The following is a 13450-nucleotide window of genomic DNA, read 5'->3' on the forward strand; positions in this document are numbered from 1 at the left end:
GTCTCAGTAAAGGACCAAGCTTTTATCAACGCTACTGCCCACCGATTGACTTCACTGCCTTCTGAGCCATTTGTCCCCCTTCGCTGCCAGCTTTTCCTACAGCGTCGGTTCCTTTGGTTAGACCGTTAAGGATCGTCCCTGTTTGCACTCCAGCCCAGCCGAGAGCAACTATCCAGAAGGTCGGGAGGATGATGAACATCGAACCCATGACGAAGTTCAGAATCGCGTCTTGAGTGGTGGTGTTCAAGCCCATCACTGGATCAAAGGATAGGTGTGGTGAGCCCGAACCATACAAAACGTCGATGATTGTGCTGTCGACCCATCTTGCCAGTTGGAACCAAAAGTCTACAAATATTAACGCGAACATTGTTACTGACATGGTCATGGCAACTTTCAGTTGATACGCACCGATTATCAGCACCAGTGGAATGCTGATGACCATGGCCATCTTGAGGAAGGCCACTACCATCGGTAAGGCTTGGCGCACCATGTCCATCGCCGGGAAGAAGGCCAGCGACCCGACGGCGACCCCCAATGTTCCGCCTGCACGTGCAAGGCCGTTCCAGACGGTTCCATCGACCTGTCCACCATAATCGGTGTAGACGTCGCCGTTGACCTGGCTAGAAGGCGACACGAGCTGGCGAATCATCGAGTCGGTGACTTCCTCCTGGGACAGCCACTTTGCCCACCCGAGGAACTGGTTCAGCAAACTAGGATCGACTTGGGCTTTCAGTCGGTCCCGCAGGCCGATGTTCCCGTCAGACCACCACTGTTTGCAAGTGGGATACCCACCACCACCGGTAACCTGGGGCATGCCATCATCTCGTTTCGTGTCATACGGCCAGGATGTACGGGGTGTTCTGGAGTAATCCGTGTCGTAGTAACCAGCCGTGTTCAGCAGGTAGTGGGACCCGATCCAGTTCAGGTCCTGTAGGGCCTTCTGGTCTTTGGCGATCGACCCAATGTCGGGCTGACGCATGAACAGGCGCGCGCGGGAAGGGCCGAAGCAATCATGGGTGAAGTCTGCCACCTCCTGCGCGAGCAGAGGATTGCCGATCCTCATCGCGTCGACCTCCATGCGCATTTGCCTGAGATCTGTACCGCAGGGGATTGCTGCAACAGCGCCGCTATTCAACCCCTTGGACAGCGCGTGTACGAGCGCCCACCACACCGGCACCTTCGCGCTCTTGCCGGCCAACGAGCTGAAGGTGGTGTTCCAGCCTGTCTCCGAGGGCGCCGGCGTCAGTACCTGGCACTGCTTCCCTCGCGCCTGGTCGAACTGCAGAGTGTCAAATCCCACGGAGATGGCTGGCACAGCACACAGTGAAACAACCACATACCCAACGTACAGCTGGGTTTCAATGCGAGCCAGGGACAGCACCCCCTTGTTGCCCTCGTCAGCGCCTTCTCCTCGGACTTTGATCCACTCACGGGCCACGATGATGATAAAGGGCAGGGCGAAAAGGCCCGTGTCCGAAATCATGTCCCAGATCCCGTTGTTGATGATCCACCCTACCAGGGTGAGGTAATACTCGAGGTAGTCGTTCGTATAGAGCGTCATAGGACCTCCGACCAGGTGATTGGCGCCTTCGAGATCTCGATGATCACGAACAACAGGAGTACCAGGAACTCGATCCGCTGAACCCCCTTGGACGACTGATCTTCGTCGCTCCCAGGCAGACGCGCCTTGAGCTTCACCCACGCGAAGACGATGCTGCCATAGAGGGCGAGTCGCCATAGCAACAGTGGCAGGTAATTGCCCTCACGCCACTTCAACCAGGTGTCGAACACGCCCAGATGATTGACCGCGATGACGCCGAGCAACACGCTCAGCAACAGCATCACCACGCTCAATAACACGCCTCCCAGGAGGACTTTGAGGGGGTGGGCTTTTTTCTCGACATCTTCCGCCATGGTCACTCCTTGCCGGCAGGCTTCTGCAGCTGAATCAGGCGATCCTGTTCAGGCGCCGCTTCGTAGATCGAGCGGGAACTTTCGGCGCGCGACTTGCTGCGCTCGATGATCTTCATCGGAGAGTTGTTGGCGAGCTGCTGCCGCATGTCGAGCTCGGTCTTGAGGTTGGTGATGAGTTGCTGAAGCGTGTCGACCTGGCCGAGTGTGGCCTCAACGGCGAGCTTGTTCGCATTCACGTTGGGTTCCTTGCTGCCTGTAATCAGCATGCGCTGCAGCAGCAGACCTTTCTCCAGGACATCAGCCAAGGCGACCTCGGATGCCAGGCGGGAGGCCAACACCGCCTGATCCCGCTCGTCACGAAGGGCAGTAACTACGCCGCGGGTAATGGGGAGGGAGTCACTGCTTGCTTCACGCAGCTTCTCGGAGGTGATCTGGGTCCCGGGCTTCAAGAGCTCCTGCAGGGCCGCGAGCTTCTTGTCGTATGTTTCCTGGATCAGCGGGGTCAAGCCCACACCCGGAGTCGATGTAGTCGTGCATCCTTCACAGGTCTGTAGCTGCTGTTCACCCAGGACCCGGTTTGCGAACTGGGCGGCTTCGGCCGGAGACTCCCAACTGCCGCACACCAACCCGTTGGAGCAGTTGGCTGCTGGGATGCTCGAGGTTGCCTCGGGCGCACGATTATTGAGCAGGTTGTATCCCGCCTTCGCCACATCACCCACGACTTTTATGGGTTGCTGGCCACTGCCGCCCGCCTGTTTACCACCAACCCAGGCGACACCGTTGGCTCCTGGGGCAGTCTCGACCTGGTCGACCACGGCCACGGCATCGTTGCTCGATGCCAGGGCTTGCCCCATCTTCTGACCTTCGGCAACCTTGCCCCACCCCATCTGGCCGCCGGCAATGTCGGCCATCCGTTCGGCCATCGCCCTGCAGGTTCCCTTCGATCGGTCGTAGTCGAGGCGCGCCTGCAGGATCCCGTTGGTCAGCAGGTTGTAGAGGGCGGGATTTGCCCGCTGCAGGATCAGTGCCGGCAACGACGTGACAGCGCCGGTCGCGTTCTGGATGACGCTGCCCATGATCTGTTGGAAGCCCTGTGTTGCGCCGTTCAGCTGGTTCTGCAGGGTGTTGCTGAGGTCCATGTTTCCGCAGACCAGGTTGTTCTGCCAGCCGGCGCCGACGGTGATGCTTTCCATCTGGCCAGCGCTGCCCATCTGGACAGCGCTGCCGCCGCCGATACTGTAGAGCACGTCGTCCCCGATCACGCTGCCCTGGGACTCCACCTTGATTGGGTCGGCGGCCTCAGCCATACACCAGGTACTGCCCATGCCAGTAGCGAGAATGATGGCGATGGTAAATTTGTTCATATAGCTCTCCAGGTCTTATCTCATTGGAAGTCAGTGCTTCCCAGGAAGGTCTGGCCTTTGCGCTGGCAGCATGAATAGGGCCGCCACAGGGCCCAGGCATAGGCTTCGTCGACTGCATCGGCATTCGGGCCAGGGGAGGGGAACACGGCGCAGGTAGGGCTGATGGTTGGCGTCAGCTCCTGCCACTTGCCTGTGCTGGCATCACCTTCTTTCAGTTCCCCGGCAGGCCAGTAGCCAGGCTCCGGCAGGGAGCGCATAGGCAGGTATACGTGGGGTTGTCCTACCCGCGTCGTGATGTCACCGGCACGCTGGGCGATGACTGCACCGGCCTTGAAGTCGTCGACCTGGTGGATGAACCCGCTCCGTGGGTAGACGCTCCCCCACATGTCGGCCGAGAGAAGTCCACCGACCTCCCGCATGCCGGGGATCAGGGCCTCTGGATAGACGGATTCGGGAACCCCGTACCGCCATGCGAGGGTGTCCAGGGTGCTGAGCATGTAGGGCACGTAGGGGGTCGTCGCGCCGTGGCAGGAATAGCCAAAAGAGCTTACAAATCGGCTGAATACCGCAGCTCCAGGGTGGCCGATGACGTCAGCCTCCTTGAACTTGGTGATGTTGTTCTCGGCGTTGTGGTTGGTAGTCCCATCATTACCGGCTTGCGCCGTCGCATTCGGCGCCCCCATGGGGCTTACCTCTGTCCACGGATTCCCCCCTGTGTTGGCATAGGCGGATACCACTGCGTCCGGAATGTAGTGCCGGACTTTGGTTGAGGTTTTGACCGTGCAGCCAACGGGTGTGCAGAGCAGCCAGTAGCAGATGCCGACTACTTTGTATTCCAAGCAGGTAGGCGAGGTGGTGGAGGCGAGAATCGCCGCTGAGCTGATGGCCGCGTAGGCTGAGAAAGGTAGCGCCGAGGTTAGAAGCCCAGCCAAGGTGAGTCGCGAGATTCGTCTCATCATCGTCCCCTTGCCTGGTTGATTGCCTGAATGGCAGCAGCCACGTCGGGTTGGCCGTAGATCACAAACCGGCGATCGACAACGACTGCCGGCACCTTCGAGACCCCAACACTCCAGGCATCGGCATTGCCCTGCTGAGCGGCAGCTAGCTGTTGCATAAGGGCAGCTCCGGCCGGCGTGCCCATTAGTTGCCTAGCGGCGAGCGCGGCTTGGTGCGGGTTGGGTGGTAGCTTCCTGGACAACTGCTCCTCGATGCGCTGTTGATCATCGAGCTTGATGACACGCACATCTGCCGGTACGGAGGTGAGTGGGTGCGCCGCGTCTGTGATGGCCCAGGTCTCGGCATGCGCGGTACCGGTGGCCAGCGCGGCGACGAACAACGGGATCACTCGCGATGAAGGCGGGGGGATATTGAACATGAGGCTGCACCTGAAGTGGGGACGGGTACAGGAAAACGGATCGGCCCGCCAGGCGCAGTAGGAAATAGATATCTGACGGTACTTGGATTTCTCGGTGAATCCCCACACGGGCGTAAGCGAGGCGTTTTCGGTCTGGCAGACTCGTTGAGGTGACTCCATACTGCCCGGATCAGCACTTACACTGGAACGGACATGCGCAAAAGAGGACAAGTATTCTGGGAGTGGGCGGATCCCGATCTGCACTTCAGGAACTTCGATGAGCGGATGGCCGACGGCTCCCTCATTAACATTCAGGTGCGGGTCTCTCGCGAGCACCTGACTCAGCTATTTCTCGGTATCTATGCTCTGGATGGAAAGCTTTTGCTCGAAGAGGGCCATATGGACTGCAAAGGGCAGACTATGACGGCTGCGATGACCTGGGCCCTTAAACGCGCTCATTCTTGGATTGAGAGCGATAAACTCGCCAACCGATAAGCGGTTGATGGCGCTCAGGTGGCACTGGAGTATTTTCTATACCGGTTTGACGCAAGGAGGCAGGCTGGTGAAGGACGCCATACCCACCAACCAAGAAGTGGCGGCCATTCTTGGGATTGATGAGGCATCGGTTGAGAAGTTTCGGCAGGAGACCCATCGCCTGCAGGATGGCGCGTGGCTGGTGCAGTTTGCCTATTGGATGCCTCAGGAACTGCGTCAGGGTCTCACCGGTAGTTTCACGCTGACCATCACACTTCCTCCAGATCCTCATGATCGTCGAGAGCGTGAGTGAGTTGTGGGTATCCGGTCGCTGATGCCCAAGTCACTGCGGCGGATGATCGGTTTCGAAGTATTACTGCCTCCATGACATCCCGCTGCAGTTCACAAATATCGTTGTTGAGTTGCGTCACGGAGGCCGACAAGCCGACGGCATCGTGTGAGTCGGATAGCTGCTGATAGAGCTTTTCAAGTTGAACACTCAAAAAGCTGTGTCTACTGGCGAAACCTTGTAGTTCCATCATCCCGTTCACCTCCACAATCACACCGACAGAGACTGGGCGAAGGGAAGTCCGTTCCCCTCGGATCTCAGGTCGTTACAAGAATGTGAACTAGTCGAACCATTCCTCGTCACCTGGATCAAGTTCTTCCAGGTTCATATCGAGCTGCAGCTCGATCACGGTCCCGGGCGCTGGGGCATACCAGTCGACTATTACGAACCGACCTTTGCCTGTGGTCGCGTCATAGTCCATGAGCACGCAGTCGTCGTTCCACTCCTGGAGAGCCCAGCTCAGCTCATCGTGTGAGGGGAATTCTTCCCCGGTCGACTCAAGCTGAAACCATCCATGGCCAGAGCCTGCGCTTGGGAAGAACCTGCTTGGTAGATTGCTTTCTTCGTCATTATTGTCGATGCGGGAGACCGTGATCTTGATCATTACCCTGGCTACTCCTTGCTCGCAGTGGCCTGGGCTGCGAGGTCATCCACGACCGACAGCAGTGTGGCGCTATCCACGGGACCTTCCAGGCGCATGCTGTGCCCCGTCAAACTGTCGGTGACCTCGATCGTAGGGGTAGCGGCAATGCCCCGGCCCTTGGCCACAGCCAATTGCTGTTCAATGGCTGCTCGGATATCCAGTCTTGTCCTCGCGCAAGTGGAAAGACCTTCTGCAGAGATGCCAGGTACCTCCAACTCATCAGCGAGCCCCTGGCCATTGCCACGTGTGCGCAGCAGGACCTGGTCGATCGCTTCCCAGAACGCCGAAGCCCCGCCCAATGAACCCGCGCATTGAACGAGCCTTGCCTCTGATACTGCTGCAGGGCCATGACTATCGAGAGGGAAGTGATGCCAAGCGAGCTTCACGTTCTCTTGCTCGCTCACCCATCGCTTCAGTTGTGGCGTGTATGCCCTGCAGTATGGGCATTCCAGATCGGCGTACTCCGTGATCACCCAGCGGGCACTGGACGGACCGAAATACCAGGTCTCATCGGCGGGGCGTGCGCTGTTGTTCTTTGCCAGCAGCCAGCCAGCGCCGAGGCCAGTGATCGCGATGATGCCGACCACGATGAGTTTGAGCCTGTTCTTACGCATGCTCATCCCCCCGAGCATGAGGGGGGACCTCAGGCTGGCCGAGCTTCTGCAGGGCGGCCTGTAGATCGTGAATGGCTCCGTCAGGCTGAGGGTGCTCCTTCAGCCACTCATCCAACACGGACTGAACCAGCGGAATGATGTCGCGACGATCGAGGGCGTTATTTTTGATCTGTTGCAGCTCGTCAATGAGCACTGGTGCGCAAACCGACAATGACTGGAGTGTGTCGTGCCCGGGCTCTTTGAGCAGCTGGGTCAGGCTATCAATGATGTTCTGGGTCAGGGTATTCATGACTCTCATGCCACGCGCTCCACGGCCTTCTTTGATTCGGGTAAGGTGATGGGATAGGGAGTGATACCGCGTTTGTGGTCCAGGTCCGCGGCCACCTGCAGTGCTGCGTGTAGCTCATCGCAGCCGAGCGCCTGCATGGTTTCGTAACGCTGCCGCTTTTCTTCTGGCTCGGTCATGGCCAGAGCAAGGCACAGGCTGGGTGGCACCACACGGAACAGCATCTCGATCCGCTTGGCCAGGACGATGCCCTCGGTGAACTTGCCGTTTTCCTTTCGTGCCGAGAGCATCATCGTCTTCTGCGCCGGCGTGAGCTCACGAAAACGCGCGATTTTCTCCACCTCGTCAGGCGGCATGTTCAAGCAGATCCACCACTCGATCATGTTCAGCAGGGCGGATGCTTCTGGAGGGATGTCGTCAACGTTCTGGGTTGCCATCCAGTACCAGGCACCTAGTTTTCGCCACATCTTGGTGATCTTCACCGAATACGGGGAGAGCAGTGGCACCTTCAATGGGATGTGGCCTTCGTCGGTGAAGGCAATGAGTGGTCGGCCTTTGAACTGGTCCCGCTCTGCGATGTTGTTGATGGTGTTCAGCAGGGAGATGTAGGCGATGGCCATCTGGGCTTGATAGCCCTCACGAGCGTAGGTGGCCAAGTCGACGATTGTGATGTCAGCTTCCGGCCAGGCGGTACCAGGACGGTTGAACATCTCAGCCTCGGTGCCCATGGTGAACATCCCCATGGCCTCGGCCATCTCCATGAACCGGTTGCGCCGGCTTTCAGGGAGCTTGTCGTCGCTGGCCATCGCCTGCAGCGCTGCGCTGATGTCTTCAGTCAACACCGGACGGTTTTTACTTACGCACAGCTCGGCGGCGTTGATGATGCACTGCCGGATGGCACTGCGGTCGGCCCGAGTGAGTCGCGCATCCTCCTTCGATTCGCCGCCAGTGATCATCAGGCGGGCTGTGATCTCCAGCTCGCCCAGGATGTCCCTCTGTTCGTCCTCCATCCCCGCCAGTGCGTCGGTCAGGTGCTGGTCCGATGCATCCACGTCCGAGGCATCCAAGACCTTGACCTGGTCCTTGTTTTTTACGAGCTGCACGGCGTCGACGAACGGGGCGAGGCTCACGCCGCTACCCGGAGCGAGCCGTACCCGGTTGACGGTCAGGCCAAGCCGCTTGGCGAAATCGCCCAGCAGGCCGAAGCTGTTGCCGGCCTCGATGATGAAGAGTCGAGGGCGGTAGAGCGCAATGGCCTGCATGATCAGGTAGTTGGCTGTGGCAGATTTACCCGCGCCGGTGGGGCCGAACAAGAACAAGTGCGCGTTCATTTGTCGGTCGAGCTTGTTCAGCGGATCGAAGGTCAGCGCTGCCCCCCCTCGATTGGAAAGGGTGAAGCCCGGGTTACCTGTGCCAGTGGAGCGCCCCCAGACTGGAGCCAGATTGGCGATGTGCTGGGTGAACATAAGCTGGGTGTACCAATCCAAGGCGCGGTTTTCATTCGGGTCGAAGTTGCATGGCAACCAGCGCAGGTAGCTGTTTAGAGGAGCTACCTCGTCCTGTGACTGGACTGGTTGCATGCCGGCGCCGAGGAGCACGTTGCACAAGCTAGTCGTGCGCTCCTCGAGCACGGCTTTATTCTGACCACGGAGGAAAAACGCGACACTTCCCCGGTAGAGCTTGTGCTTTCGTCCGAGAAGGGACCGCGCCGTTTCAACGTCATCCCGGGTGTGACTGGACGCCTGGGTATCCCCGATAGCCTTCCTGGATAGCTGTTCGAGATGCCCTTCCAGCAGATCCTGCGGGGTCGGCACCATGGTGATGCACAACACGGTATCCTCCGGCAGCCGGTCGAACAGCGAGTTCAATGAGTCGGCCTGCTTGGTCTCACCGGTCAGATGCCCAGTGAGGGGGGCATTTTTCAGGCGATCCAGCATCACAACCCGGTGCGGCATGCCGTCGAACGACCAGAGACCGCTGTCGATATCCGAGCGCGGTTCTCTGTAGAACAAGTTCTCCGAGAAGTCGGTGCCGCTCGCCACCGGCAGCTCACCCTCTTGCAACTCGCGGGCTGGCTGGCACACCTCTTCGTAGAAACGTCGGATATCGCGCTCAGTCGACCCCAGGTGATCTGGGTGTGGATTGAACCAGCCTACGAGCCAACGCTTGATCGCATGGCCATCCATGCGTTTGGTTGTCACGCCGGCGTTGGCCAGGGATCCTTTAAGACGGTCGCAGATCGCTTTGAGGTAGGCGGCAGGCTCCTGGCCGCGCACCACGACGTCCTGTTTCTTTACTCGGCGATACACCACCAGGCGGACTTTCCGTGTCTGACCACGCCACGGGAGGTTGCTGACTGCCGTGTCGACGAACAATCCACCTGGCTTGGAGATAGACTCGAGGTGGTGGCGGAACAGCGCGAGGTAGAGCTTGGTGAAATCCGTGTTCTCAGCCCGGGGCTGGACGTAGGCCTGGAGTTTTTGCAGGTAGTCGGTCCAGTCCGTTTCGTCCTGGGCATAAAGCTGCACTACCCAGTGAGAGCTCTCGAGTTCGTCGAAACTGTCCTGCAGGACACCTTGCAACGCATCGCGAGCTTGTTGAAGCCAGTCGTCGGAGCGTCCCTCGGTCCCGATCGGGATCAACTCGAAAAACGCCGCCCTGGAAATGCCATCCTCGAGGAGCATGGCCTCTTCCTCGGGCAGGTATTCTGCCCATGGCAGCATGTCCACGAACGACGGGTTGACCTCGTATATCCTCGCCACGTCAGTTTTTGTCGCCGGCCGACGTTTAGGGTTTTGCCAGTCGATGGGTGAAGGGATGCCCATGGACTCCAGGCGAGCTATGTACCGGTCATTCGCAGCCTGGCGGTCTTCTTCGTTGATGACAGTACTGGCTGTTGCGGGATAGTCGTCGACAAGGTCGGTATCGGTTGTCGGCTGGCCGAGCACGGGCTCGATAGGCGTTGCAGGGCCTTTGCCCAGCAATTTGCTTATGAACTGCATCAGTACTCCTCCGTCCGCTCGCCTGGCATGGCGTACTGCACGCGTTGATACATCGGGAACACCGTGGTGTACCCCGGGACTGGGACTGGATCCGTACCAGCCAGGTGTGGGAACACGTACATCACCAGATCAGGGTTCGGGAGGCGCTTGAACTGGCTGTAAATTTCGTTCTGGGGCGTGCGGTTGAAGGCGTCAGCACTTGCCTGTTGGCGGGCCACCTGAGCCTCATCGAGCGGTCGGCGCAGCTCTTGGCGCGCATCCAGCAACATTCTGCTGTTGGAACTGCCAGAGCTCCCGCCAGACGTGCCGTGTTGCCACACGTCCATCATGTTGGCTTCCCCGTGGGGGAGCAGCTCGTCTTTGTCAGTCGTGCATCCGCCTAGAATGAGGGCGAGCACGAGCCAGGCGCCGGCCTGCAGGCGGGGCTTAGTCAAGGTTTGCGGATACATGGTTGGCTCCGGCGTTGTAATCGACCTTGCGGCCTTTGATCTCGTAGTCGATGGCGAGCTGCTGGTCCAAGTGGACGGCGACCTTCGCCCCGGGCTGTACGTACACGGCGGCGAAAGCTTCGCCGTAGAGCTTGTTCATCCAGGAGCGGATGTCGCTGACCCCACCGGTCAGAATCGCGCCCATGGCGGAGTTCCCCGAGGAGCCCGTGGTCCCGAATGAAGTTCCTCCGCTGCTGAAGGTAGTGGAGCTATTTTGCTCATCAGCCTTCAACAGTTTGGCGATGCCGGCGCCCGCGGCCGTCACCAGGGACTGGTTGGTCAAGTACTCCTTGGCGTTGGATCGGCGCTCGCCGGAGATGCAAGGAATGCCGTAGGAGTCGCTGATCCAGCCGAGTCCGCCCTGGATCGCTGGCTGCCCGTTACCGTTGCTGCTGTTCTGGTTGTTGTTCTGGCTGCCGTTGGCCTCTTCTGCCGGGGCAGGGAACGATCGGACCGTGCCATCTGCGAAGACGAACGTCAGGCTCCGGACTTGCCCGCGCACGCAGGACAATGTCCAGTCGCCTGATGCGGTACCGCTGGCAACAGCACCGACGACGTCAGGTATCTCGATGCCGTTTGCGGTGAGGTTGTCCGGACCGATCAGGACCTTGAAAGGGAAGGGATCATTGACTGTTCCATCGATCGGTACGCGGCCAATGAGCGCCGACATGGCCACCGACCCCATCAAGGTCGAGTTCTGGGGCAAGGTATAGGCTTTGCGTACTTGCTTGCGGGCATCCTGGGGAGACAAATCAGCGCCGACGTTCTGGGCCGTCGCGCTGAGAACTGTTTGGCCTTTGTCCAGGGTGCTCCCAAAGCTGGTGGGAAAATTGAAGCTACTGGCCGTCTGGGCGGAGCCGGGCTGAAGGGGTTTACCGCTAGCGTCCAAGGCAGTGGCATCGGTGGGTTCAACCCATACGAGTCCATTGGACTTCGTCCCTTTGTCGAAACCCGCGCCGTCACCTGGCATCACTCCGAGCCCAATGGGGAGGTCCTGCCCAGCGGCATTTGGGTTCTGCGATAGGTTATCCAACTGACGCTGGAACTGGTCCAACAGGCCCACGCTTTGGTTCTTCACCTGCTCCTGCAGCTCGCCCTTCGCATCATTCAGCTTGTTGTCGACATTCTGATCTATGCGCGAAAGCCGGAGCTGGAGCTCTGCATTCTGGTCCTTCAGTTCCTTGTTGTCGGTCAGCACCTTCGCGATCTGGTCTTTCACCTCCCGACTTTCAGCGACCACCGTGCGGAGGGTGTCGGCCGGAGTATCACCGTCCACCCCTAGCTTGCGTGCGGTGTCGCCTCCGATGATGATCGGTTTATCTTCAGGAGCCTTCGGCTCCTCTTTTTTACTCCCCCCCTTGAACACGATGATGAGCGCGCCGATCAGCACGGGGATGAGCAGGTACTTGAGGAGTGGATTACTTTTCAGACTGCCCACGGCGCCCTCCTGCTTTCGGATCAATTTGGCTGACCGAAGACGGCAGCAGGGCCTCTTTCAGCCCCTTTCCTTGTGTGACCAGGTAAAGCGTGGTGGTATCGCTGGCATTTCCACGAGCTCCGAGGTACGGGTGCTGGAATGTCGCCGTGGAGAAGTTGCCCATCAGCTCTGTTGGGTTCATCGTCAGTTGCTGAGCGCTCAGGTTGCGGAGCTTGACGGCAGTTACATAGCTGTTGTCGAGGCGCCAAGCCCCCAGCACCGATGCTTCCACCGGTAATACCGGCAACAAGGTGCTGAGGTCCAGGGCTCGATCAACACGCACCTGGCTGATGCCGGCGACAGGCTCAACGGTCCGGAGTGGGGCGTACAGCATTTGCGCCGCATAGCGGGTCAGGGCCACCGGCGCAGGTGTCTCATGTCGCGGTGCCGGCGGAACATCCTCCTCCTCCTCCTCCGACGTCGCGGATCGCTTCGTCGGAGCTCGCGTCGAGGTGGTATCGCCGTAGTAGGTAGAAGGGGCCGCGCCGGCGACGATCTTCGCGGGTTCGAGCTTGGCTTGGCCCTCTGCCGCTGGTGTCGCGGCAATATCCACCAGCATGATCTCGCCAGTGGCCACATTCTGCAGTTGCAGCCTGGTCGGTGGAATTTCTTGGCTGGCCAGCAGGTAGACGGCGCCGCCAGTGCTCTGGACCCGCAGTTGGCCAACAAGCTGCGGAGGCATGCCTACCCGCACGTTCTGGTCGACGAACACAATGCGCTCTTGACCGACAATTAGCGGGATTGCCATGGGGATACGGTCCCACAGCAGCAGCTCTACCGCTTTCACATTGGCAACTGCAGAGAGGCCCAGAACAAGGAGGCACGCGCGCAGATTCATGGTTTCACCCCGGCTGCTTGCAGATCAACCTCGATGCGCTGCGGGTTGGACGCATAGCAGTTCCACATCAACCCGAAGGGGTTTTTCTCGGGATTGACGTCGGCCCGGACGATGGACAGTGGATAACGCGTCATTGCACGCTTGACCCGCTCGCCGTTCACCGACTCGTCAGCGAGTAGATCCAGATTGACTGTCCAATCGTTGATTCCGATTTCTTCCACGCGTAGCACGCCAGGGTCGGTCAACCCGTGGCCCGGGATTTCTGAGACATTCCGTTCACGGCGGCGCAGCTCACCGGCGTTACGGCGCATCTCGTAGTCTTTCTGCAGGTACTCCTTGCAGCCAGGGGTCACGTAGGACGCCAGACGCTCGATGTTGTCTTGGTAGTCGTCGTCCCCGTTCTTCTCCCAGCGCTGCATCTGCTGGAAGATATAGAACCCGAAGGCATACACGTTTTCTGGTGGCACCTCCCACCATTTGCGAGTACTGCCGGAGCGGAGGTCCGGCGGCACATGCACGGTCAGGTCTTCGGGGGCTTTGTGCCAGCCGTAAAACGCGAACAGGCTGACTGCGCCCAGCACAATTACCGCGATTCGCAAGCTGAGAATGTGTGCTTGCTGAGCATCCACTCGTTTTCGAAAACTCAT

15 protein-coding genes are annotated in these 13450 nt (G+C 59.4%); 2 read left to right on the forward strand and 13 right to left on the reverse strand.

Annotated features, from left to right (window positions below):
- Positions 1 to 31: 31 nt before the first annotated feature.
- From MJ643_RS08135 to MJ643_RS08155, 5 genes are read right to left on the reverse strand one after another with little or no spacing between them, the layout of a single operon-like run.
- Entirely contained in the window at positions 32 to 1561 is a 1530-nt protein-coding gene (locus MJ643_RS08135) for a conjugal transfer protein TraG N-terminal domain-containing protein (RefSeq protein WP_023628682.1), read from the reverse strand.
- Complete coding sequence (locus MJ643_RS08140) at positions 1558 to 1914, reverse strand: hypothetical protein (RefSeq protein WP_023628681.1); 357 nt, start codon at positions 1912 to 1914, stop codon at positions 1558 to 1560. The genes MJ643_RS08135 and MJ643_RS08140 overlap by 4 nt, the downstream gene beginning before the upstream one ends.
- A 2-nt stretch (positions 1915 to 1916) precedes the next feature.
- A complete protein-coding gene (locus MJ643_RS08145; protein ID WP_247726739.1) occupies positions 1917 to 3239 on the reverse strand; it encodes an integrating conjugative element protein in 1323 nt (440 codons plus the stop codon).
- A 59-nt stretch (positions 3240 to 3298) separates the two neighbouring features.
- The gene (locus MJ643_RS08150; protein WP_038707443.1) at positions 3299 to 4234 is read right to left on the reverse strand and encodes a TIGR03756 family integrating conjugative element protein; all 936 of its coding nucleotides are present in this window, start codon (positions 4232 to 4234) and stop codon (positions 3299 to 3301) included.
- The gene (locus MJ643_RS08155) at positions 4234 to 4653 is read right to left on the reverse strand and encodes a TIGR03757 family integrating conjugative element protein (protein WP_023628678.1); all 420 of its coding nucleotides are present in this window, start codon (positions 4651 to 4653) and stop codon (positions 4234 to 4236) included. Before MJ643_RS08155 ends, MJ643_RS08150 begins: the two co-directional genes overlap by 1 nt.
- Positions 4654 to 4845: 192 nt before the next feature.
- Between MJ643_RS08155 and MJ643_RS08160 the strand changes: the two genes are divergently transcribed.
- Together MJ643_RS08160 and MJ643_RS08165 are read left to right on the forward strand one after the other, a co-directional pair.
- Positions 4846 to 5127 (forward strand): hypothetical protein, encoded by a 282-nt coding sequence (locus MJ643_RS08160; protein ID WP_023628677.1) that lies wholly within the window; start codon positions 4846 to 4848, stop codon positions 5125 to 5127.
- A 67-nt stretch (positions 5128 to 5194) separates the two neighbouring features.
- Positions 5195 to 5419: a hypothetical protein gene (locus tag MJ643_RS08165; protein ID WP_038705586.1), complete on the forward strand. Its 225-nt coding sequence runs from the start codon at positions 5195 to 5197 to the stop codon at positions 5417 to 5419.
- Positions 5420 to 5735: 316 nt separating this feature from the next.
- Here the strand turns inward: MJ643_RS08165 and MJ643_RS08170 are convergent, their stop codons facing one another.
- The 8 genes from MJ643_RS08170 to MJ643_RS08205 all read right to left on the reverse strand — a co-directional run bounded on the left by MJ643_RS08170 (position 5736) and on the right by MJ643_RS08205 (position 13450).
- Positions 5736 to 6059 carry a hypothetical protein gene (locus MJ643_RS08170; protein WP_023628675.1) on the reverse strand — a complete coding sequence of 108 codons (324 nt, stop codon included), beginning with the start codon at positions 6057 to 6059 and terminating at the stop codon, positions 5736 to 5738.
- 8 nt (positions 6060 to 6067) lie between these two features.
- On the reverse strand, positions 6068 to 6712 hold the full coding sequence (locus MJ643_RS08175; protein ID WP_052062247.1) for a thioredoxin domain-containing protein: 645 nt from the start codon (positions 6710 to 6712) through the stop codon (positions 6068 to 6070).
- A complete protein-coding gene (locus MJ643_RS08180; RefSeq protein WP_023628673.1) occupies positions 6705 to 7010 on the reverse strand; it encodes a hypothetical protein in 306 nt (101 codons plus the stop codon). The genes MJ643_RS08175 and MJ643_RS08180 overlap by 8 nt, the downstream gene beginning before the upstream one ends.
- On the reverse strand, positions 7007 to 9823 hold the full coding sequence (locus MJ643_RS08185; RefSeq protein ID WP_081011205.1) for a conjugative transfer ATPase: 2817 nt from the start codon (positions 9821 to 9823) through the stop codon (positions 7007 to 7009). The genes MJ643_RS08180 and MJ643_RS08185 overlap by 4 nt, the downstream gene beginning before the upstream one ends.
- Positions 9824 to 9999: 176 nt before the next feature.
- A complete protein-coding gene (locus MJ643_RS08190) occupies positions 10000 to 10449 on the reverse strand; it encodes a TIGR03751 family conjugal transfer lipoprotein (RefSeq protein WP_023628672.1) in 450 nt (149 codons plus the stop codon).
- Complete coding sequence (locus MJ643_RS08195; RefSeq protein WP_023628671.1) at positions 10427 to 11926, reverse strand: TIGR03752 family integrating conjugative element protein; 1500 nt, start codon at positions 11924 to 11926, stop codon at positions 10427 to 10429. Before MJ643_RS08195 ends, MJ643_RS08190 begins: the two co-directional genes overlap by 23 nt.
- Positions 11907 to 12803 carry a TIGR03749 family integrating conjugative element protein gene (locus tag MJ643_RS08200; RefSeq protein ID WP_247726718.1) on the reverse strand — a complete coding sequence of 299 codons (897 nt, stop codon included), beginning with the start codon at positions 12801 to 12803 and terminating at the stop codon, positions 11907 to 11909. Before MJ643_RS08200 ends, MJ643_RS08195 begins: the two co-directional genes overlap by 20 nt.
- Positions 12800 to 13450 (reverse strand): PFL_4703 family integrating conjugative element protein, encoded by a 651-nt coding sequence (locus MJ643_RS08205; protein WP_023628669.1) that lies wholly within the window; start codon positions 13448 to 13450, stop codon positions 12800 to 12802. The genes MJ643_RS08200 and MJ643_RS08205 overlap by 4 nt, the downstream gene beginning before the upstream one ends.

The organism is Pseudomonas sp. PNPG3 (assembly GCF_023093815.1).
In the GTDB taxonomy this organism is placed as follows: domain Bacteria; phylum Pseudomonadota; class Gammaproteobacteria; order Pseudomonadales; family Pseudomonadaceae; genus Aquipseudomonas; species Aquipseudomonas asiatica.